A 21,280-nucleotide genomic window follows, 5' to 3' on the forward strand; every position below is an offset into this window, starting at 1 on the left:
TTAGCGATGACGCTTTCCAAGTAACCGGAGGCGCAAAGCATTCAGCTTGATAAAGCCTTCGGCATCTTTCTGGTCATAAGCGCCCGCATCATCTTCGAAGGTGACGACATCTTCGCTATAAAGATTAAAATCGACATCAGCTTTGCGGCCAACGACATTCACCGACCCCTTATAGAGTTTTAACCGGACAGTTCCGGTCACACGCTCTTGGCTTTTGTCGATAGCAGCCTGTAGCATTTCGCGTTCTGGCGCAAACCAGAAGCCATTATAGACCAGTTCGGAGTAGCGCGGGGCCAGTTCATCTTTCAGATGGGCCGCGCCGCTATCCAGAGTAAGCTGTTCAATGCCGCGGTGTGCTGCATGATAAATGGTCCCGCCGGGCGTTTCATACATACCGCGTGACTTCATCCCGACAAAGCGGTTCTCAACCAGATCAAGCCTGCCAATGCCATGCTCACGGCCATAATCATTAAGCTTTTCAAGCAAAGTCGCAGGGCTCATCCCCACTCCGTTGATCGCAACGCCGTCGCCATGTTCAAAATCAATGGTGATATATTCCGGTGTGTCGGGAGCATCTTCGGGATTGTTAGTCCGAGAATACACATAATCGGGCACCTCTTCCCAAGGATCTTCCAGCACTTTACCTTCCGAAGATGTATGTAACATATTCGCATCGGTGGAAAACGGCGCTTCACCGCGTTTATCTTTAGGTACAGGAATCTGATGTTTTTCAGCAAATTCGATCAGCCGTGTTCGGCTGGTTAAATCCCACTCCCGCCAAGGTGCGATTACCTTTACATCGGGATTAAGGCCATAATAGCCCAGCTCAAAACGAATCTGGTCATTGCCCTTCCCGGTAGCACCATGGGCGACAGCATCCGCTCCGGTTGCCTTGGCAATCTCAATCTGGCGTTTGGAAATCAGCGGCCGGGCAATTGATGTTCCGAGCAGATATAGTCCTTCGTAAACAGCATTGGCGCGCATCATCGGAAAAACATAATCTTTCACAAATTCTTCACGCAGATCATCAATAAAGATATGTTCCGGCTTTACGCCCAGCATTTCGGCAGTTTTGCGCGCTGGACCCAATTCTTCACCCTGCCCCAGATCGGCAGTGAAAGTGACGACTTCACAACCATATTCCTGTTGCAGCCATTTCAGAATAACACTTGTGTCCAACCCTCCGGAAAAGGCCAGAACCACACGTTTGACGGAATCGCTCATTAATCAGTCTTTCAAAATATATAAAGTCGCGCGCCTATCAGGCTGAACAGGGCCACGCAATATGATATGCAAGGATTAAGCTAGGCCGGAAGCAAAATATATATAATTTTCATGTTCGCCTATCCGGGCATTACTATTATCATTCTACGTGCAGATGTTTTTCAACCTCTCCAATATAGTCTCGCGTGATGGGCAGCGTATGGCGATTACGGCTAAACTGAATCTGGTAATTACACATGCCTCCGCTTTCAAACGCCGCCGTCGCACCAGCAAGATAGAAAGTCCACAGCCGGAAAAACCGTTCGTCGTAAATCGCAACGATCTTGTTCTTGTTCGCGGTCGTGCGCTTATACCATTCGCGCAATGTCAACGCGTAATGTAGCCGTAGCGTTTCAATATCAGTCGGTATTAAGCGGAAATGCTCGCTTGCCTGCAATGTCTCGCTTAGCGCAGGAATATATCCGCCCGGAAAAATATATTTACGGGTAAACGCATCGGTTGTTCCCGGCCGCCCCATCCGCCCGATGGTGTGGAGCAGCATCACGCCGTTATCGGTCATCAGATTCGCGGAACATTGAAAAAATGTTTTAAAATTTGGTGTGCCGACATGCTCAAACATACCGACTGAAACAATCCGGTCAAAATTGCCTGCATCACGCTCCGCAAGCTCGCGATAGTCGATCAATTCAAACCTGACCCTATCTGCTACACCTTCTTTTTTAGCTCGCTCCTGCGCGACTTTAAGCTGTTCATCGCTCAATGTAATGCCCAGCACATCAACACCAAATTGCTGATGCAGGTATATTGCCATACCGCCCCAACCACAGCCAATATCCAGCACGCGTTGGCCCGGCTTCAAATCCAGCTTCGCAGCAATATGCGCTTTTTTATCCAACTGCGCTTGTTCAAGCGTGTTGTCAGGGTTTGTCCAATAGGCACAGCTATATTGCATGTCCTTGTCTAGGAACAGTTCATATAATCCCCGGCTTAAATCATAATGATGCGCTACATTTGCCTTGGATCGGCTTCGCCCGTTAAACCGGTCCAGGCTGCCGGCAATATAGCCCTGAACTTTTTTCAAAAAGCCCGTTTCAACAAACTGCCCGCCCCGTTCCCACCGCCTATTGGCACGAGCCAGTTGAATGAGCTGCATGATGTCGCCCTGCTCGATTATCAAGCGCCCGTCCATGAACATTTCGGCAGCACCTAATCGCGGATCAAGCAATATCTGACGCATTGCTCCTTTGTCAGCAAGCCGAACAATAATATCCGGAAATCCGGCCTCTGACTGGCCAAAACTCTCCATCGAACCATCAGGATGGACGATTACGAGTGTTCCCTGCTTTACCAGACTGTTCAATAAACGACCTAATATGGACATTCCTGTGCTCCTTTAGCATAAAATTACCCATCGCCTTAAATCCCTGCATACCATTCATAATTGGCAACATCTTCCCAATAGCCGCCCTTACCGGCGCCGATATTTTCCAGCGTCGCTACTGCTTCAACCCCCGTAACATATTTGGCATGTTTATAGCCCAGTTGCCGTTCCACCCGAAGTCGCAATGGCGCCCCATTGGCGATGGGGAGAGCTTCTTGATTTAACCGATATGCCAATATCGTTTGCGGATGAAAGGCATCCAGCAAATCGATGCTTTCATAATAAGGCCGCCCACCCAGTCTGTCCGCACAGTGGAATACCAAAAATTTCGCGCTGCTATGCAATTGCGCCAGATCAAGTAGCAGTTTCAGTGGCACTCCGGTCCATTGACCGATTGCGCTCCAACCCTCAACGCAATCGTGACGGGTAATCTGGGTTCGCTGTGGCATGGACTGTAACGCCGCTAACGAAAAATTCTGGGGCTTGGCAAACAGCCCGGTTAAACGCAATTGCCAGTCCGCAAAGCCCTTCGCAGCACTGGCTGTGTAATCTGCTGTGCCAGGATCGCGTGTACCATTAGGGCGGAACTTCGGGGAAATATCCGCAAAATTATATTCGCTGGCCAATTGCATACGGTCACCCAAAGCACGGTGAACCATAAAATTGGCACCTTCAGCGCTGCTCAATATATTCTGAAAAGACGGATTACGGCTCAGTGCATCACAACCACTCAATAAACTCCCCATACCTACGGTGCCCGCGGTGAGCAGTGACCGTCTGTTCAATAATGGTGTTTTTGAGCTAATTATCATTTTATCACTGCTTCCCGTTCGCCCCCGGCAATCATTGCCCAAGTCTGTTTAATCGGACCCGCAAGCAATAATGCAATCATGTGAAAAATAAAAAAAAGTACCAGCGAAAACATGCCTAGAAAGTGGATTGATCGCGCGGATTGACGGCCACCGAAAATATCGGTCAGCCAAGGCCAGTTGGCATCCATAGCCGGGGACATAGCAAGGCCGGTAAAAACCATTAACGGCAGCAAGACAAATATCACCGCGATGTAGCTGAACTTCTGTAGGATATTATAAATATGGGTGGATTCCGGTTCATGGAAACGCAGCCGCAGGTGATTTTTAATATCGCGCCATATATGTGACGGCTGCCATTCAGCGCGTTTGATGTGAATATCTCTCTGCACATGCCGGTTTAATAATGATATTATCATGAATAAAGTAAGGGCAATGCTAAACACCCAAGCGAAGAAAAAATGCCAGCGTCGTCCTTCAGCCAAGCTATAATAGGAAGGGATAGTAGCCCATCCTGGAATGGCCCATGTCTGAATATTGCCTGCGCTGTCCCGCCAATTGCCGATGTAACCGGTAGTATCGATTTTCCTATTGCCTATTCTGACATACCCAGTGCTTTGCGATGATCCGACAGCCGCCCACGCATAATCATCATTCGCTCCATATTCTCCCCAATATAAACGTGGATGTGCATTAAAAATCGTTAGCCCGCTCATCACCATTACCAAGATGCACAATGCGTTAACCCAGTGCCATATCCGGGTAGGCAGCCGGTGTTTTTTCAAAGGCTTGATAGAGCGCTCCTCAGTCATCGGAAGCATCTTACCAATTGGCACGGCAAAGGAAAGCAGATGGTTGCCATTGCTTGGCGCATGTGTCGATTATCTGCCGTGCGAATATGGCAGGGACGGGGTTTTAATCCCGTTTTCAATATCCTTTTATCCCAAAGCCGCTTGTTTTTCTTCCGCAAGACGATCCAACTCGGCCCGGCTTTTCTTTTCGCTTGCCGATTTAAGCTGACCGCAAGCAGCCATGATATCGCGCCCGCGCGGTGTTCTTATTGGTGCGCTGATACCGGCATCAAACACAATTTTGGAAAAAGCCTTGATCCGTTCAGGCGTGGAACATTCATAATCAGATCCCGGCCATGGATTAAATGGAATCAGGTTAACTTTCGCCGGTAAATCATAATGCCGTAACAGATTGACCAACTCGCGGGCGTCATTGTCGCTGTCATTCTTGTCTTTCAACATCACATATTCAAACGTGATCCTCCGCGAGTTGCTGGAGCCGGGATAGTCGGCACAAGCCTGAAGCAATTCTTCGATCGAATATTTACGGTTGAGCGGGACAATCTCGTCGCGCGTTTCCTTGTTTACCGCGTGCAGCGAAATCGCCAGATTGACGTTTATTTCCTCGCCAGCGCGCGCAATCATTGGCACCACGCCGCTGGTCGACAGGGTGATCCGGCGACGCGACAGGGCCAGACCAGCCCCGTCCATGACAATTTTCATCGCATCGCGTACATTGTCAAAATTATAAAGCGGTTCACCCATGCCCATCAGCACAATATTGGTCAGCAGGCGTCCATCGGATTTATACGCCTGATTATATTCTTTGGTATTTTCAGCGTCATCTTCGTCAATAAAATCCATCACGCCTTTGGGCCATTCACCCAGATCATCGCGCGCCAGCATGACCTGTCCAACGATTTCACCGGGCGTTAGGTTGCGTACCAGCCGCATCGTGCCCGTATGGCAAAAACGGCAGTTAAGCGTGCATCCTACTTGCGAGGAAATACATAATGTTCCGCGATCCTCATCAGGAATGAAAACCATTTCATATTCCTGTTTATCCGCAGAGCGCAGCAACCATTTACGCGTTCCGTCTTCCGACAGATGCGCCTCGACAATGTCTGGACGACCAATCACAAACCGTTCCGCCAACCACGGCCGCAACGTCTTGCTCATATCGGTCATCTGCCCAAAATCAGTAATCCCGCGATGATATATCCAATGAAAAAGCTGTTTTGACCGCAGTTTTCCCTGCTTCTCTTCCAGACCCGCCTGTATCAAAACATCTTTGATTTCAGCTACGCTAAGACCAATCAGGTCAACGCGCCCGTCATCACGGGGGGTTACTTTCGCGGGGATCGGTACAGGATCAATATGGCCGGGCATTTGCATGAAGCCGCATATAGTGTGGCTCTGCTGAAATTGCCAGCCTTAGCAGCCGACAACAGACCAACGCTCAAATCCGCGAGCCTTGTAACGTAACATCTGCCTTAGACCAAATCACATCAAGCGCTGACCGGGCCTTGGCCGCCTCCTCTGCTTTACCTTGGGCGGACAGTGCCTCAGCCAGTCCCGACATTGACCACCCATTGCGTGGATAATCTTCCAGATCACGGCGATATACTGCTTCGGCCTTTGCGTAGTCTTTGGCCTGCATCAACGCAAAACCCAAAGACTGGCGGGATGGATAATACCAGAAAGGCGGCTCCATATAGGGCAGCTCATCCTGTCTATTCACAGCGTGCTGAAAATGTTTGACCGCTTCAGTAAAATTGCCGGATTTCAAAGCGATTTCACCTTGAAGCAAGTCATCAGCGATATTCAGCAGCACACTGGCGGGATAATCCGCATTGTCCAGAAAACGTATCTGCACTGAGTCTTTTACTGCCGCAAGCTTGGCACGTTCGGCCTTTGCCCCGGCGCTATCCCCCGTATTGGCAAGCGCAATACCACGGGCATAATGCCAGATCGCGTTCGAATAATCGAGATTATCGGGCGGGGCCGGCTGCGCCATGATCTCTGACCATTTGCCAAATTGGGTTAGCGTTAAAATCGGGATTGTCTTGAAAAACTCAACAGTCGGAAATTGCTCGATCTGTTCAAGCCGGACATTGGCGGCCAGTTTTTTTGCTGTATCCGTCGCCAGCTCGCTCTGTCCAGCCATGCTGGTTGCTGCCCACAGAAAATGGATATTATGCGGGTAATAGAGCGCTGGATAAAACCCCTGAGCATTGCAGGCAGCAATATATTCCTCATCCACAGCCGCTGCGCGAATATTGGCCTTTGCCGCGTCGTCATAGCGCCCGACACGCCAATAAATATGGGAAGGCATATGCACCAGATGCCCGGAAGCAGGGACAAGACCAGCCAGCGCATCGGCTTCATCTTCCGCTCTGCCCGGGTTATTCGATGCTTCGACTGCATGTATATAAAGATGCAATGCCAGTGGATGTTTCGGGCTACGTGCAATTATCCGTTCCAGTGCGGCAATGACTTTTTCTGTCTCTGCCTTTGGCTTGCCGTCTGCCGACCAATAATCCCAAGGCATCGTATTCATCCACGCTTCGGCGTAGATTGCTGCTGCATCGTCATCCTCGGGATAGGCGCTCACCACTTTTCCCATCGCATTGGCATAAGCAAGGTCCAATGGCTCTCGCTGGGTAGACGGATCGCCGTTGTAGCGTTTGGCCTGCGCTTCGATTAGCGCCTGTTCCAAGGGCGATGCATTGTCTTTTAGCGCCAGCGCCCGATTAATGGCCTTATAAGCCGCTCGACGGTCCTTTTCGCTCATCACCGCCTTACCCTTGCTCGTCACATTGATATTGGGACCGGTTGCCAAAGCCTCCCCCCAGAAACACATGGCGCACTGGGGGTCCAGCTTTTGCGCTGCACGGAAAGAGCGGATGCTTTCGGCATGATTAAAGCCAAAGGACAGTATCATTCCCTGATTAAAGTAGCGTTGAGCGGATTGTGAAGTCGTTGTGATGGGCCGGTTATAGTCACCCAATCCGTCGAACAGGGGTGCTCCGGCACGTTTGGCTATATCGGCTTTATTTGCTTTGGCTACATCTGCTTTCCCGGCTTCCGCAGCGGTAGCAACCGTGCTTGAACTGGCCGGAGATAGCGCGACTGCTAGCCCCAAAGAAAGAATATTTACAACGATTATACTGGCTGCTTTGTTCATGGAACCCTCAGCTGGATGACTATAAAATCAATTACCGGATACGCACGAAACTATTTGGCGGCATTATAGCCTATTTTTGACAAATAATCGAAGAAAAACGCATTTCTTGCCGTTATATTCTATTAACAAGTGTAATAGCGCGGGTCAGTCGTAAATTAATGCTGTTTGGAACAACCCAGAGAGGCAGCATCAATTGCCGTAGCAGCGCCGCGCAAAAGATAGGCGTCAACAATCGGGCGACCATCGCGACCTGTGCTTTCGATGGTCATGCTATTTGCCGAACGTATCGCCTTTATAATCGCGGCATCCATTTTGCGATCTTGAGACCAACCATCCGACCTGTTGGCCGTGAGTTGAAACCGGCGGCCCCCGATTCCGACCATCACCCGGCTATTGGTTGAACGGTCCCGGCTCAACCGCACATGGAACTGTGCGCGAATATTGCGCCGTGGCCAGTAGCCAACCGAGACATAGGATTTGCGCTGTGCTTTGCCGGTAATTTCCTCTGACTCAGCAATGGCGTAACAACGCGGGACGGCCGGATCGCGGAACGCGCCCCAACTGTTGAAAATGCCAAGCGAAACCTTTGCCGCTGCCGGACCGGCTGCGACAATCAAAACAAAGATAAAAAGCACGGCATAAACCCTCATGCCTTTTCGCTCTCTCCTGACCCGAGGTGGATTATTGTTTCCACGCCATCGACAATCTGCACCATTGAGCCTTGAGGCAGACTTTCGGCCATGGGCGCACTGATCAATTCCAATGGTTCTCGCCCGGTCAACAAACCGCGCAAAACCCGGCTGGTCATACCATGGCTGATTAACAGCATGTCGCGTTCAAAGCTCTGCTCGGCAATCCAATCTTTCAACCGGCCGACAATATCGCTGTAACTTTCTCCACCCGGTGCCTGACTGAGGAACAAGCCCTGTTCCCTGTCAATCTGGAGTTGGCCATCAAGCGCATGATAATAGATTCCCTCCCATTCGCCCATATTAATTTCTCTCAACCGGTGATCAGCGGCGACCTGATGCCAGTCCATATTAATATGTTCGCATATCACCGACAGGGTTTGTAACGCCCGTCCGGTGTCGGAAGCGACCAGTTCCAGATCATTGCCGGAATCTTCCAGATAACGTGCCAGTGCGCTACCCATTTCATTCGCTTGGGCAAAGCCGCGCTGGGTCAACGGAGTATGGGCTTCATTGCCTTGTATCCGCCCGGCCAGATTGAAAATTGTTTCTCCATGACGGGCGATAAACAGCCGTTTCCCGTTTGTCCCCATATCCTTGATTAAACTACTCATATCTAAGATCTAAATTACCCCTGAACTATGTCTATGGATGATATCTCTAACGGGTTTAGCCGCATTAGGGGTTTTTTCCACAGATTTTCATGACATTATATTTCATCAGCTTTGTATCGGGCTTGCCCTATCGGTCGATATTGTTAATGAAGCGATGACTATCTGTGAACTGGACGGAGTCTTTTGCCGTGCCCGAACACAGCTCTGGGGCATATAATGGGACACAGTGGTCAACGTGGTTAAACACCGCCGGGGACAGAAAATGAAGGACAGCTTATGAAAGCGACTATTGAACGCGCAGCACTGCTTAAAAGTCTGGACCACGTCCAGTCAGTGGTTGAGCGGCGCAATACTATCCCCATTTTGTCTAATGTTTTAATCGAAGCCAGCGAAGGTGGCGGCATAAAATTAATGGCAACCGACCTTGATCTGCAAGTGGTCGCCACGGTCGAGGCGCAGGTAGAAACAGCTGGCTCCATTACAGTTTCCGCGCACACATTATTTGATATAGTTCGTAAAATGCCTGATGGATCGCAGGTGCAACTGGATGCTGCCGATGGCAAAATGAAGGTGAATGCAGGCCGCGCGCGGTTTAACCTGCAAACCTTGCCCCGTGATGACTTTCCGATCATTGCCGAAGGTGAATTACCCACCAGTTTCGAATTGCCAGCGGCTTCACTGATCCAGATTATCGATAAGACCAGATTTGCGATTTCAACCGAGGAAACGCGCTATTATCTGAACGGTATTTTCCTGCATGTGCAGGATGAAGAAACACCGGTATTGAAAGCCGCTGCTACCGATGGGCACCGTTTGGCCCGTGTAACCTTGCCACGCCCTGCGGGGGCCGAAGGCATGCCTGATGTGATTGTCCCGCGTAAATGCGTAAACGAACTACGTAAACTTTTGGATGAAAACAGCGAAGCATCCATCCAGATTGATCTGTCCGCGAGTAAAATCCGCTTCACCCTTGGCACGGCCATCCTGACCAGCAAATTGATCGACGGAACTTTCCCGGATTATACCCGCGTCATTCCGACCGGAAATGACAAAATCCTGAAAATTGATCCGAAAAGCTTTGCACAAGGCGTTGACCGCGTATCGACTATCGCAACCGAAAAAACCCGTGCGGTTAAAATGGCGCTTGGCGAGGACAAAATCACATTGTCCGTCACTTCGCCAGAAAACGGTACAGCAGCAGAAGATGTGCCTGGTTCATACAAAAATGATCCTTTTGAAATCGGCTTTAATTCTCGCTATTTGCTCGACATATTGGGCGGTATTGAAGGCGACAATGTCGAACTTCACCTTGCCGATGCAAGTGCTCCGACATTGATACGCGAAAATGACAAAAGCTCGGCGCTCTATGTGCTGATGCCTATGCGTGTATAAGCATGTCCGGATCGAATGGGTAATTTGGCCTTTCCGAGGATAGCATGATCTGTGCTGAAAACTGCTTTTGTGGAGGCCTATTTACTGCCCGTGGCATCTCTGTCTTAGGCAGAAGCCTGTAAGTCATGCCATTTTATAGACGCGCACCGGTCCTGTTTTTATATCCGCTGGCACTGCTGGCGGTATTTCTTACCGCATTGACGCCGCAGGGTTTTATGCCGGGGCAGTCTTCTGACGGTTTTTCCATTAAATTATGTTCCGGCCATACCGACACCAGCTTGGCCATCACTCCGGATCATCCCGACTATGCTTTACTATCCTTGGTTTATGGCGGTCCGGTTGAACAGGATGCGCCGGAAGCAGCCAACCCCGTGTGTATCTTTGCCGCTGCCACCGGAGCCGCTCTCCTCGCTTCCGCGCCGACAATAGCGCTCCGTGATCAGGTTGCTGCGCCCCATGAACCCGAAACACAGCGCCGTTTTGCTATCCGTCACCGGATCGATCTGCCGCCCTCAACCGGACCGCCTGTAACCGTCTGACATTATTTATCGGCTTCCCGGATAACTCCGGAAGCTACAAATTCAGACAATTACAGGAAAAATCTATGAAATATTCGCTTTTGGCGGGCGCGCTTGTCGCTGCTTGCTTTGCTACGCCTACTCTTGCCCATGATGTCAGGGCCGACGACCATGCGCCCATTGGCGTGATGGCCGATCACGCCCATAAAAAGGGCGAGTTTATGTTTTCCGTTCGTCATATGCACATGGAGATGAGCGGCAACCAGATCGGAACCAACAATATATCACCTGAAGACATTGTGACTAGCATCCCCAACCGCTTTGCCGCCATGCCGGGACAACCGCCAACGCTTCGTATCGTGCCCACGGAAATGCGGACCGACATGACGATGGTAGGAGCCATGTATGCCCCGACCGATTGGATCACGCTGCTCGCAATGGGCAATTATGTTGAAAAGGAGATGGAGCATACGACTTTTGCCCATGCAGCGGGCACTCATATCCAGGGCACATTTTCTACCAATCCCAAAGGACTTGGCGACATCACGCTTGGAGGCATTTTTCCGATATTTGGCGTAGCTGATCGTAAAGGAGAGGATCAGCATGAGCTTAATGTTCGCGCTGCTGTTTCGATTCCGACCGGCTCAACAACCAAAACCGCGAAAATCCTTACGCCTATGGGCATGGAGCCAACAATCCGCATACCTTATATGATGCAAAGTGGATCGGGAACCTGGGATCTTAAACCGTCCGTGACCTATAAAAGCTGGCACGGCGCGATTGGAATGGGTTCGCAATATTCAGGGACAATCCGCACGGGAACCAATGATCAGGGATACCGTTTTGGCGATGTCCACGAACTCACAACCTGGGTCAGCTATCGCCCTGCCCAGTGGATCAGCCTGTCTGGCCGTGTCATGGGCCGCTCAACCGGCAAAGTTCAGGGAATCGACCCGATGATTATGGGGCCGGTGCAGACCGCTAACCCCGATTTTCAGGGCGGTGAGCGCGTTGATATAATTGGTGGCATCAATTTGGTCGGGACACATGGCCCACTGGCCGGTCACAGGCTGGGAATTGAAGTCGGCGCGCCTGTCTATCAGGACCTGAACGGGCCACAAATGGCCGGCGACTGGATGCTGACTATTGGTTGGCAAAAAGCCTTTTAAAACCAAAAGCCAAAATGTTTGTGCTCCGCATCATCACATTTGATGCGGAGCACATATATGTTCTATTCTGCTGCTTCCAGCAGCTCGACCTGTTGCGGACCACGGATCAGGCCGCCGGGGCGTTTGTCTGTCACCACGCCGCCTTTGAATGTGACCTGCCCGGACTTGATCGTATAATCATAGCCCTCCGCTTTTTGCAGCAGACGCTTACCACCTGCGGGCAAGTCAAAGGCCAGCCACGGCTTACCGAGCTTAATCCGGTCCATATCAATCACATTCACATCGGCAAGATAACCAGGTTTCAGCAATCCGCGATCATTCAAGCCATAGAGCCGCGCGGTGTCGAGGCATTGCCGTTTAATTGCATGCGCCAGACTTATCGTGCCCCGATCCCGGTTTTTCACCCAATATTCCAGCATGAAGGTCGGACTTGCCGCGTCGCAAATAGTGCCGCAATGTGCACCGCCATCTGACAGACTGTTTACAGTGTCGTCAGCCTGTTGCAATTCCTCAAGAAAATCGAGGTTCCCGTCATTATAGTTAAGCAGTGGCAAATAAATAAAGCCCTTGCCGTCATCTGTCATCATCAAATCATAGGCATATTCGGCCGGTGATTTTCCTGCAGTTTTCGCGCGCTCCGCTATACTTTCGTCGGCTTTCGGTTCGTAGTTGAAATCCTCATCCATCTCGAACTGCGCGGCCCATCCCTGTGTCACGATCATAAACACTGGCATCATGTCTACTTCTTTAGGCGGTGTGCTGGTTTCGCCGAGCAATTGCGCCTTGAAAGCAGGGTCTTTCAATTTCGCGTATTTTTCATCCCATGACAGATTTTCCATCTCCAACCAGCTTGGATGACGCATGAACGGATGGACTGTGCCCTGCCATGCCATGACAATACCGTTGCCGCGTAGGGCAATCTGGGCAACAATATTGGCACCATTATCATTTTGCGCCCGCATATTGGCAATTTGCTCGTCCAGTGTTTGATCCTTGGCAATCGACTGCAAAGCCGCAAAGGTTACGGGCATACCGGTTTCACGGCTCAAATCGCCCATCCAGTCAAATTCATTCCATTCGCGGTTAAGGTCGGATGCCATTTCAAAGACGCCATAACCAACACGCCCCATTGCGCGGCCAATGCCGATCAATTCTTCTTTGGTCGCAGTCGTACCGGGCACCAGCTCCCCGTCAACCGAGCGGTGCAGGATTGTGCGGGAAGTTGAAAAACCAAGCGCTCCGGCTTTCAGGCCATCTTCAACAATTTTAGACATCTGCTCGATATCATCGTCAGTCGGCACTGCACCGGGCCGCTCCCGGTCACCCAATACATAGGCACGTACAGCGCCATGCGGAACATGTGTCGCAACATCCACAGTGCGCGGCATTCTGTCCAGCTCGTCGAGATATTCGGGAAAAGTTTCCCAATTCCAGTTCATTCCCTCGGCCAGCGCCGTGCCCGGTATATCCTCGACACCTTCCATCAGACCGATCAGCCAGTCATGCCGGTCGGGCCGCGCCGGAGCAAATCCGACACCGCAATTGCCCATAACAACCGTGGTAATACCGTGCCAGCTTGACGGAGCCATTTCATCGTCCCACGTCGCTTGCCCGTCATAATGGGTATGAATGTCAACAAAACCCGGGCTGACGATCTTTCCGGTAGCGTCAATTTCTTCGCGTCCCTGCGCTGTCACTGTCCCGACCAGTGAAATGCGGTCTCCGTCAATGGCAACATCACCAACAAACGGCTCTCCGCCCGTCCCGTCAACTACCGTACCTCCACGAATTACCATGTCATGCATCGAGTCTCTCCTTTTATTTTTTTTAAGCGTAACAGATTTAACTGGATGATTAAAGCTATCTTCTGTTAACAATATATCATGGATAGAAAAGCATCTTGGCAACCGGAACCTGACAGCGGCATTGCAATCAAACATGTCTCGGCTAACGGGCAGAGATTTGAAGTGGCTCAGGCCGGAACAGGCGACAAGCTGGCGCTATGTCTCCACGGCTTTCCCGAACTGCATTATTCATGGCGCTTTCAAATTCCGATACTGGTTGAACAAGGATACCGTGTCTGGGCCCCCAATATGCGCGGCTATGGGGGGTCGAGCAAACCGGAAACATTGCGTGATTATGCGCTGGATCATCTATGCGCCGATGTCGCGGCCTTGATCGACGCCAGCGGCGCCAGAGAAATCACGATATTCGCTCATGACTGGGGCGCGATTATAGCTTGGGCATTCGCAATACAGCAAATTCGCCCGCTCAAACAATTGGTAATCATGAACGTGCCTCACCCGATGGTTGCCAAACGCGAGATACGTCACTGGCGGCAATTGCGGCGAAGCTGGTATATTTTCTTTTTTCAGATTCCTTGGCTCCCGGAACTTTTACTCTCTCGTGGCAATGGCAGAGCGATAAAGAAGGCGTTCACCAACATGGCCTGTGACCAGAGCAATTTTCCGGACGAAGCCCTGAATATCTATGCAAGTGCGGCAATGCGTCCCGGTGCGTTAACAGCAATGGTCAACTATTACCGCGCGTTGCTACGCCATGGGAACAGTGTGGAGGTGCATGACAAGAAAATCGACCTGCCCACATTAATGATATGGGGCGAAGAAGACAGTGCGCTTAATATCAAATGCACCGAAGGAACCGAAGAGTGGGTTCCCAATTTTACTTTAAGGCGATTAGCTGGAGTCTCGCATTGGGTTCAGCAAGAAGCGCCCGAAAAAGTTAACGATATTTTGCGCGACTGGCTGGACTAATCCCCACTCGCGGCGATCATGTCGGCAACATCGGTAAATTTTTCCCGCGGTGCGCCTTCACGCGCATTTGCGACTTCCGCTTCCTCTATCTTTTTCCAGTCGCGGAAAGAGACTGCCTCCACACCGCGGCTCTCTAGCAGGCGGTCCAGTCCTTGGCGGCCTTCCTTTCCGGTCCCTGCCCCGATATCTTCGGCCACCGCCTCGATAATTGCAAAGCCGTCTGGTTTGTTCGTGCCAATAGTCCCGCTTGGCCCGCGCCGTGCCCATCCGACACAATAAAGCCCCGGTAATATCCGGCCTTCGACATTGGTAAAACGGCCCCGGCTATGTTCATAGGGCACGCCTTCAATCGGCGGGGTGCGATAGCCGATACAGCTAATCACCATCGAACAGTCCAACTCATATCGCTCGCCGGTTCCGATCGACCGCATCTGTGCATCAAGCTCTGTTTTCTCGACGATCATCTTTTCGACCTTATCACTGCCTTCTATCGCCACTGGCATAGCAAAAAAGTCGAAATTGATCTTGACCGGCTTATGTTCAAGCTCGCCTGCTCTTGCATGAAAGTCGCGCAAATGGGTAACAGATTTGCGCTTTCCCGGTTCAAGCAGCGCATCATCATTTTCGTCCGGAAAATCCTGAATATCGACCACCGGCTGAGCACGCTCAAGCTGTCCCAGTTCGCCCAGTTCCTTGGGCGTCATTGCGATCTGGTGGGGTCCGCGCCGTCCCAATAGGGTGATTTTTTTTACGCCACTATGGGTCAACTCGTCTAGCGCATGAGCAACAATATCGCTGCCGGAAAATTCATCCGCTGTCTTGGCCAATATGCGTGCGACATCCAGAGCGACATTACCATTGCCAATGATCGCAACCGATTTCCCGTCAAGCGGCAGATCAAGATCCTTGTAATCGGGATGTCCGTTATACCAGCCGACGAAGGCTGCACTGCCCACTACACCCGGCAGCTCGCTGCCCTTAATCTCCAGCGGTCTGTCATTCGGTGCGCCGGTTGCCAATATCACGGCATCATATAGAGATTGCAGTTCCGCGACGCTGACATCATCTCCGACACACACATTGCCCACGAAATGCACATTGTCACCCAATGCGGTCTTCTCATACCGCCGCGATACGGCTTTAATGGATTGATGGTCCGGAGCAACGCCCGTCCGAATCAGACCAAAAGGAACCGGTAGCCGGTCGATAATGTCGATAGTTACATCATCACCATATTTTTTCTGGGCCGCTTCTGCCGAATAATAACCTGCTGGTCCTGATCCGATGATCGCGATATGGCGCATGCACGTTCCTTCCTCACTCCGGATTTTCTATTTTCACATCCATGCTAACGGCATAAATCTAAAAGAAAAGAGTTGGAGAAGTTCGTTAGCTTTTTGTTTGGTATTTTGCCGATACAATTGGACACAATCAAAATGTCGAAAACGTGCTATAGATCACATCGGGAAGAACATATTATATCTATTAACATTTGCACGGCCTTCGCAAAAAGCGATAAATCACAATTTGCGGACTATATGACTGAAGGGGGCAAGCTGACCTGATAATTGTCAGTAACAATTCATTTTAGTTCATTTTGTTAAAACTATATTTTTAGAATAGAGGGAAGATTATGTTAAAGAAAATTATGACTACAATAGCCATATCATCTATTGCGCTTACCAGCGGAAATGCATTGGCCGCGGGAAGATCCAAAGGGCAGCAGGCACAGGATCGCGGCGTTGCACAGATCCCTGTCTGCTATAAAAAGCTGGGTACGATTGCGATAGTTGAACCGGAGAACCGTTGGTGGGTTCGCTATGAATTGGGATCACCCGAAGCATTGATTAAAACCTTTGTCGCACGTTCCGGCTGCTTTGGCCTGGTGGATCGCGGTCGTGGTCTTGCCAGCCGGGCTGTTGAACGGGCTCTGGGCGATTCCGGTGAATTGCAACGCGGCTCTAATATCGGCAAGCGTCAAGTAAAAGCAGCCGATTATGTCATCGTTCCGGACATTATTTCGGCCAATAGCAAATCCGGCGGCGGCGGCGGCCTCGGTGGTATCGCAAGCGCATTGGGCGGCGGAGTATTCGGTGGCTTGGTAGGCGGCCTCAAAGTCAACAAAAAAGAAGCCAATGTGACATTGTCTCTGGTTAACGTGCGTACCACAGAAATGGAGCGCATTACCGAAGGCTATTCACGTAAATCCGACGTAAAATTCGGAGGTGGTACCGGCGGACTATTTGGTAGCGTTCTGGCCGGTGCAGCTGGCGGCGGTTATACCAATACACAGATAGGCCGGGTCATGGCCCTCGCCTATCTCGACGCCTATACAAAAATGGTGACACAATTGGGTGGCCTTCCCGAAGATCCTAGCGCTGCTGCTCCACTCGCGGAATAAGCGGCACTTTGGCCAGAATGAAAACATCCCCGGCAGCTTCACAGCTTGTCGGGGATTTTTTTGTCTGAACGGTCCCGCCTCAACAAGTCCCCGTCCTCATAAGGTCATGTCAAAACTTAGAGCCCACATGCAAAAATGACCTGCTCCCAAAAGAGACGTTAGGAAAATGCAGTGAAAAAACCGTTCAACCGACTGCAAGCAAGCATGTTAAAAGCGCTCACGCAGGCGCTGTTCCACAATACGCCAATGGCAATATCCCCCGCGCAGGTGGTTGAAAATCTTCAAGAGCATTTTTCGAATATTGATGGCGACAAGCCAAAAGAAATCGGGATGGCGCTTTATGGTCTGTTCCTGATTCTTGGTGGGCCATTCTTCTTTCTTGCCTCACCAAAGCTGCGCCAGACCTTAATCCGCCGCCGCTTGCAAAACAGCCGCGTAGATTTATTTCAGGATATAGCCCGCACGAAGGGCGTCATTCTGGCGGGCTATTACGGCCATTGGATATATGGCGATGAAGAAGAGAATTTCGATAATCCGATATATCAGCGGCTAAAATATGAATTACCCGGACAGCGTGATCGTACTGCCCCCGACGAACTGCCAGTGAGGCGCGAAACCAAACGCGATCTAACAGCGGAGGTTTTTGTCGGCCATGACGCGATTCCAAAAGAAGTTGACGTTATCGTCATCGGCTCTGGTGCCGGCGGAGCGGTGGCGGCTGCGGCTCTCGCGGATGAAGGGCATGGCGTGTTGATATTGGAGGCGGGTCATCATTACCCATCCTCCCGCATTACGCACGAAGAAGCCCGTATGACAGCGCGATTGTTCAAAGACGGCGCGTTGCAAACCACCCGTGACCGTGATGTCATCGTCTTTCAGGGCCGTGTTGTCGGCGGTTCGACTGTGATTAACAATGGTATATGTTTGCGAATGAAGCATCCGGGGCTTGTCCACCCGCAAGCGGAGGATGTGTATAAAAGCTGGGCCAAACTGGGCGCGCCAATTAGCGAGTCGGAACTGACTACCAGCTATGAAGCGATAGAAAGCGCGCTGGAAGTATCCGAAATATCACCGATAAGCGGGCGCAACAACGGGCCGCATTTGGTTGATGGCTGGAATAAATATGCGGCGCAATCCGCGGACCCGATGGACAAGCAGGCAATTACCGCATGGTTCCGGAAAAACTATGGTCCACAGAAACCCGACAGCGAATGTGTCTATTGTGGCTATTGCAACACCGGCTGCCCCTATGGCCGCAAGAAAGCCATGCCGGAGAGCTTTTTGTCGCACGCTGTTAGCGTAGAGCGTGAAAAACCCGCCCGCATATTAGACGGCGCAGAGGCGACAAAAATCATCTGGCAAGAAGATAAGAATGGAACACGCGTAGCAAAATCTGTCCAAATCACTCTGCGCGATGGCCGCAAACGCAGCATAGCCGCGCGAAAAGGCGTTGTCGTAGCCGCAGGTGCGCTGGCGTCCAGCAAACTTTTGATCGACAGTGGTTTCCATAATAGCGGCAGCGGTATTTCGCTTAACATCGCATGCCCGGTCGTCGCCCTGATGCCGGAGGGTCACGACATGAATGTCTGGAACGAGGATCAGATGGCCACCTATGTTGATCGCGGCGATTATCTGATCGAAAGCCATTTTCAGCCACCGATGAGCATGGCAACATTGGTTCCCGGTTGGTTTGACGAGCATTTCCGGCGAATGCACAATTATAACCGGCTGGTTTCTGCTGGCGTGCTGTTCCCCGCCGATCGCCTTGGCACAATGGTGGGCGGCAAGCTGAAGCTGAAAATCGGTGAGCCAGAACTTGCCCTGCTCCGCCGTGCCTTAGCCACCATGACCAAGGTTCATTTTCTTAATGGTGCCGTTGAAGTCTATCCCGCCCTGTTAAAAGGCCAGACGCTACGCAATAGCATGAGCGATGCGGATATTGATGCCTTTTATGCCAAAGCCATTATCGAACCGGATGACGTCGTTTTGTCCAGCTCGCACCCCCATGGCGGCAATGCGATCAATGTCGATCCGGCAAAGGGCGTGGTCGATCTGGACCAGCGCGTTCATGGCACTTCCAATATTTATGTCACCGACGCCAGCGTGATGCCAAGCTGTATCCGCGTGAATGCCCAGCTAACCACCATGGCTATGGCGCACCGGGCAATGGCCGGGAAAAAAAGATTCGGTTAAGGCGTTTTAATATCAGAAAAGCTGATGAAAAACCCCTGATCGAAATCATCGCCTGTTTACATCACCGTCATATCGTCTAATCGAAACGCCAAGATATTTTTGGAGACTTAGTAATGCGTGCGGAAGCTCAGGGGCATGTGGACCGGATCAACGCGGCGCTCAACCTGCTTAAAACTTCGCTCAACTGGGACGTTGCTTTGCGGCGGCTTGATGAACTGAATGCGCGGGTCGAAGATCCGACCTTGTGGGATGACCAAAGCGCTGCACAAGCAGTAATGACCGAGCGGCGACGGCTTGATGAATCCATCACGGCGGCCAAGGAAATTCAACAGGAAATGAACGACGCCCTCGAATTCATCGAAATGGCTGAGGAAGAAGGCGACAATGATCTTGCCGATGAAGGAGTCGCGACCTTAGCCCAGCTCGCCGACCGCGCAGACCGCGACAAGGTTCAGGCGTTGCTTTCCGGAGAGGCTGATAATCTCGATACCTATCTGGAAATCCACGCTGGCGCTGGCGGGACCGAGAGTCAGGACTGGGCCGAAATGCTACTGCGAATGTATCAACGCTGGGCCGAGGGACGCGGATATAAAGTCACAATGGTAGATTATCAGGCCGGGGACCAGGCGGGGATCAAATCCGCCACGCTCGAAATAAAAGGTGAGAATGCGTACGGCTTTGCCAAAACCGAGAGCGGAGTTCACCGACTGGTTCGCATTTCCCCGTTTGACAGCGCCGCGAAACGCCATACCAGCTTTTCCAGTGTCTGGGTCTATCCGGTAATCGACGATAGTTTCGAGGTAGAGATTAACGAAGGCGATCTGAAAATTGATACCTACCGCGCCTCCGGATCGGGTGGCCAGCATGTTAACACCACCGACAGCGCCGTGCGTATCACCCACCAGCCAACCGGCATTGTTGTCGCTTCACAAAATGACCGTAGCCAGCACAAGAACCGTGCCACGGCCATGGGCATGCTAAAAGCGCGCCTGTTCGAGGCCGAATTGCAGCGGCGCGAGGCAGAAGCCAGTGGCGAATATCAGGCAAAGACTGAAATTGGTTGGGGTCACCAGATCCGCTCCTATGTTTTGCAGCCCTATCAGATGGTCAAGGACCTTCGCACCGGAATAACATCCAGTGCGCCTTCCGATGTATTGGACGGAGCCCTTGATCCCTTTATCGCAGCCGCATTATCACAGCGCGTAACGGGCGAGAAAGTTGATGTTGAGGATGTTGACTAGACCAGCGGTCCATTAACGAGTTTAGAACGTATATCCGACCCCGATACCGCCGAAAAACTGGTTTGAACTGCCACGAATGGAAGTCACCGGAGAGCGTTTGGCATCTTCGAGCAATTTGGAATAGCTGCCAATCAGGAACAATCCAAACCCGCCATTGGTTACATCTCCATCAAGATCAATACCGGCAAACAGGGTTGCTCCAACATTTTTCCATCCCCCTTCAGCGTTAAAAACGGGAAGTCCACTTGCAGTAGAGCCAGCGGGATCAATGCTGAAATAATAATCAGCAAAATCATCATCGACATGTTCGGCATTTACCGAGAAGCTGACCGCGACACCCCGGCTCAACGGTGTGAAATAGGTTAAACTGGGATAGATCACCCTCCCTTTATGGGCACCGGCAACATCCCAGCGCATATCAATTTCTGCCGTCAGCGCATCATATTGATGTAGCACCCGGTTAACTTGCACACCTGCGACACCGCCTAACTCCACAGCGACATCCAGCTTCCCCAAGCGTTTGACGACATCATCCTTGATCGAATTATTACGATCAAACCGGGCGCGAGCGACAGGTCCGAATATGAAATCAACCTTTGCGTCCTCGGCATCGGGAACCACATCAACGGCAACACCGGGACCGCGCGGCTGAAAATCAATTCCTGCAACGCTGCCAATTACCACCGGCAAGGGTGATACAACATAATCATCAGAACCAACATAGCTGGACCCGACTCCCACACCTGCACCAATGGTCAAATAATCGCCGTCAAAAACGCTTTCAGGGCGTTCTTGTTCTTGCGCGTAAGCAGTTGTGGTTAGTAATAACGCCGCACCAAGGCCAATGGCGCGGGTGGCTGTGTTTAATTTTGCGTAGGGATAAAATCTCATTTCTTA

At 51.2% G+C, this 21,280-nt stretch carries 18 protein-coding genes; 7 read left to right on the forward strand and 11 right to left on the reverse strand.

Features of this window, described 5'->3' with window-relative positions; all coding sequences use genetic code 11:
- The 8 genes from AB1K62_RS05550 to AB1K62_RS05585 all read right to left on the reverse strand — a co-directional run bounded on the left by AB1K62_RS05550 (window position 1) and on the right by AB1K62_RS05585 (window position 8,695).
- Window positions 1-1,224, reverse strand: a complete 1,224-nt coding sequence (locus AB1K62_RS05550) for an argininosuccinate synthase (RefSeq protein WP_367001918.1) — start codon at window positions 1,222-1,224, stop codon at window positions 1-3.
- A gap of 139 nt (window positions 1,225-1,363) precedes the next feature.
- The gene (locus AB1K62_RS05555; RefSeq protein WP_367001920.1) at window positions 1,364-2,605 is read right to left on the reverse strand and encodes a cyclopropane-fatty-acyl-phospholipid synthase family protein; all 1,242 of its coding nucleotides are present in this window, start codon (window positions 2,603-2,605) and stop codon (window positions 1,364-1,366) included.
- 35 nt (window positions 2,606-2,640) lie between these two features.
- Window positions 2,641-3,351 (reverse strand): molybdopterin-dependent oxidoreductase, encoded by a 711-nt coding sequence (locus AB1K62_RS05560; RefSeq protein WP_367001922.1) that lies wholly within the window; start codon window positions 3,349-3,351, stop codon window positions 2,641-2,643.
- A 62-nt stretch (window positions 3,352-3,413) separates the two neighbouring features.
- Window positions 3,414-4,226, reverse strand: a complete 813-nt coding sequence (locus AB1K62_RS05565; protein WP_367001924.1) for a cytochrome b/b6 domain-containing protein — start codon at window positions 4,224-4,226, stop codon at window positions 3,414-3,416.
- Between the two features lie 126 nt (window positions 4,227-4,352).
- Window positions 4,353-5,600: a 23S rRNA (adenine(2503)-C(2))-methyltransferase RlmN gene (gene rlmN / locus AB1K62_RS05570; RefSeq protein WP_367001925.1), complete on the reverse strand. Its 1,248-nt coding sequence runs from the start codon at window positions 5,598-5,600 to the stop codon at window positions 4,353-4,355.
- Window positions 5,601-5,664: 64 nt separating this feature from the next.
- Window positions 5,665-7,392 carry a hypothetical protein gene (locus tag AB1K62_RS05575; RefSeq protein ID WP_367001927.1) on the reverse strand — a complete coding sequence of 576 codons (1,728 nt, stop codon included), beginning with the start codon at window positions 7,390-7,392 and terminating at the stop codon, window positions 5,665-5,667.
- 155 nt (window positions 7,393-7,547) lie between these two features.
- Complete coding sequence (locus AB1K62_RS05580) at window positions 7,548-8,042, reverse strand: hypothetical protein (protein WP_367001929.1); 495 nt, start codon at window positions 8,040-8,042, stop codon at window positions 7,548-7,550.
- On the reverse strand, window positions 8,039-8,695 hold the full coding sequence (locus AB1K62_RS05585) for a histidine phosphatase family protein (protein ID WP_367001930.1): 657 nt from the start codon (window positions 8,693-8,695) through the stop codon (window positions 8,039-8,041). The genes AB1K62_RS05580 and AB1K62_RS05585 overlap by 4 nt, the downstream gene beginning before the upstream one ends.
- Before the next feature lie 276 nt (window positions 8,696-8,971).
- Between AB1K62_RS05585 and dnaN the strand changes: the two genes are divergently transcribed.
- From dnaN to AB1K62_RS05600, 3 genes are all read left to right on the forward strand, one after another.
- Window positions 8,972-10,087, forward strand: coding sequence for a DNA polymerase III subunit beta (gene dnaN, locus AB1K62_RS05590; protein WP_367001932.1), 1,116 nt, complete (start codon window positions 8,972-8,974; stop codon window positions 10,085-10,087).
- A 125-nt stretch (window positions 10,088-10,212) separates the two neighbouring features.
- Window positions 10,213-10,626, forward strand: coding sequence for a hypothetical protein (locus tag AB1K62_RS05595; protein WP_367001933.1), 414 nt, complete (start codon window positions 10,213-10,215; stop codon window positions 10,624-10,626).
- Window positions 10,627-10,691: 65 nt separating this feature from the next.
- On the forward strand, window positions 10,692-11,774 hold the full coding sequence (locus AB1K62_RS05600; RefSeq protein WP_367001935.1) for a transporter: 1,083 nt from the start codon (window positions 10,692-10,694) through the stop codon (window positions 11,772-11,774).
- A gap of 62 nt (window positions 11,775-11,836) precedes the next feature.
- On the opposite strand, the gene AB1K62_RS05605 is transcribed toward AB1K62_RS05600, so the two are convergent.
- A complete protein-coding gene (locus AB1K62_RS05605; RefSeq protein WP_367001937.1) occupies window positions 11,837-13,579 on the reverse strand; it encodes a D-aminoacylase in 1,743 nt (580 codons plus the stop codon).
- Window positions 13,580-13,657: 78 nt separating this feature from the next.
- Between AB1K62_RS05605 and AB1K62_RS05610 the strand changes: the two genes are divergently transcribed.
- Window positions 13,658-14,548 (forward strand): alpha/beta fold hydrolase, encoded by an 891-nt coding sequence (locus tag AB1K62_RS05610; RefSeq protein WP_367001939.1) that lies wholly within the window; start codon window positions 13,658-13,660, stop codon window positions 14,546-14,548.
- Here AB1K62_RS05610 and AB1K62_RS05615 read toward each other — a convergent pair.
- The gene (locus AB1K62_RS05615; RefSeq protein WP_367001940.1) at window positions 14,545-15,852 is read right to left on the reverse strand and encodes an FAD-dependent oxidoreductase; all 1,308 of its coding nucleotides are present in this window, start codon (window positions 15,850-15,852) and stop codon (window positions 14,545-14,547) included. The genes AB1K62_RS05610 and AB1K62_RS05615 overlap by 4 nt on opposite strands.
- A 329-nt stretch (window positions 15,853-16,181) precedes the next feature.
- On the opposite strand from AB1K62_RS05615, the gene AB1K62_RS05620 reads away from it, so the two are divergent.
- The 3 genes from AB1K62_RS05620 to prfB all read left to right on the forward strand — a co-directional run bounded on the left by AB1K62_RS05620 (window position 16,182) and on the right by prfB (window position 20,383).
- Window positions 16,182-16,949, forward strand: coding sequence for a CsgG/HfaB family protein (locus AB1K62_RS05620; RefSeq protein WP_367001941.1), 768 nt, complete (start codon window positions 16,182-16,184; stop codon window positions 16,947-16,949).
- A gap of 171 nt (window positions 16,950-17,120) precedes the next feature.
- The gene (locus tag AB1K62_RS05625; protein ID WP_367001942.1) at window positions 17,121-19,142 is read left to right on the forward strand and encodes a GMC family oxidoreductase N-terminal domain-containing protein; all 2,022 of its coding nucleotides are present in this window, start codon (window positions 17,121-17,123) and stop codon (window positions 19,140-19,142) included.
- A gap of 113 nt (window positions 19,143-19,255) precedes the next feature.
- Window positions 19,256-20,383 carry a peptide chain release factor 2 gene (gene prfB / locus AB1K62_RS05630; RefSeq protein ID WP_367001943.1) on the forward strand — a complete coding sequence of 376 codons (1,128 nt, stop codon included), beginning with the start codon at window positions 19,256-19,258 and terminating at the stop codon, window positions 20,381-20,383.
- A 21-nt stretch (window positions 20,384-20,404) separates the two neighbouring features.
- Here the strand turns inward: prfB and AB1K62_RS05635 are convergent, their stop codons facing one another.
- The gene (locus tag AB1K62_RS05635; RefSeq protein WP_367001944.1) at window positions 20,405-21,274 is read right to left on the reverse strand and encodes a MipA/OmpV family protein; all 870 of its coding nucleotides are present in this window, start codon (window positions 21,272-21,274) and stop codon (window positions 20,405-20,407) included.
- Between the last annotated feature and the right edge of the window lie 6 nt (window positions 21,275-21,280).

It is taken from the genome of Parasphingorhabdus sp. JC815, assembly GCF_040717415.1.
Classification (GTDB): domain Bacteria; phylum Pseudomonadota; class Alphaproteobacteria; order Sphingomonadales; family Sphingomonadaceae; genus Parasphingorhabdus.

Coding starts and splice junctions, on each gene's coding strand:
- AB1K62_RS05600 (WP_367001935.1), top strand. CDS start 10,692: ATGAAATATTCGCTTTTGGCGGGCGCGCTTGTCGCTGCTTGCTTTGCT.
- AB1K62_RS05560 (WP_367001922.1), bottom strand. CDS start 3,351: ATGGGGAGTTTATTGAGTGGTTGTGATGCACTGAGCCGTAATCCGTCT.
- AB1K62_RS05550 (WP_367001918.1), bottom strand. CDS start 1,224: ATGAGCGATTCCGTCAAACGTGTGGTTCTGGCCTTTTCCGGAGGGTTG.
- dnaN (WP_367001932.1), top strand. CDS start 8,972: ATGAAAGCGACTATTGAACGCGCAGCACTGCTTAAAAGTCTGGACCAC.
- AB1K62_RS05605 (WP_367001937.1), bottom strand. CDS start 13,579: ATGCATGACATGGTAATTCGTGGAGGTACGGTAGTTGACGGGACGGGC.
- AB1K62_RS05565 (WP_367001924.1), bottom strand. CDS start 4,226: ATGACTGAGGAGCGCTCTATCAAGCCTTTGAAAAAACACCGGCTGCCT.
- AB1K62_RS05580 (WP_367001929.1), bottom strand. CDS start 8,042: ATGAGGGTTTATGCCGTGCTTTTTATCTTTGTTTTGATTGTCGCAGCC.
- AB1K62_RS05635 (WP_367001944.1), bottom strand. CDS start 21,274: ATGAGATTTTATCCCTACGCAAAATTAAACACAGCCACCCGCGCCATT.
- AB1K62_RS05595 (WP_367001933.1), top strand. CDS start 10,213: ATGCCATTTTATAGACGCGCACCGGTCCTGTTTTTATATCCGCTGGCA.
- rlmN (WP_367001925.1), bottom strand. CDS start 5,600: ATGCAAATGCCCGGCCATATTGATCCTGTACCGATCCCCGCGAAAGTA.
- prfB (WP_367001943.1), top strand. CDS start 19,256: ATGCGTGCGGAAGCTCAGGGGCATGTGGACCGGATCAACGCGGCGCTC.
- AB1K62_RS05615 (WP_367001940.1), bottom strand. CDS start 15,852: ATGCGCCATATCGCGATCATCGGATCAGGACCAGCAGGTTATTATTCG.
- AB1K62_RS05585 (WP_367001930.1), bottom strand. CDS start 8,695: ATGAGTAGTTTAATCAAGGATATGGGGACAAACGGGAAACGGCTGTTT.
- AB1K62_RS05575 (WP_367001927.1), bottom strand. CDS start 7,392: ATGAACAAAGCAGCCAGTATAATCGTTGTAAATATTCTTTCTTTGGGG.
- AB1K62_RS05610 (WP_367001939.1), top strand. CDS start 13,658: ATGGATAGAAAAGCATCTTGGCAACCGGAACCTGACAGCGGCATTGCA.
- AB1K62_RS05620 (WP_367001941.1), top strand. CDS start 16,182: ATGTTAAAGAAAATTATGACTACAATAGCCATATCATCTATTGCGCTT.
- AB1K62_RS05555 (WP_367001920.1), bottom strand. CDS start 2,605: ATGTCCATATTAGGTCGTTTATTGAACAGTCTGGTAAAGCAGGGAACA.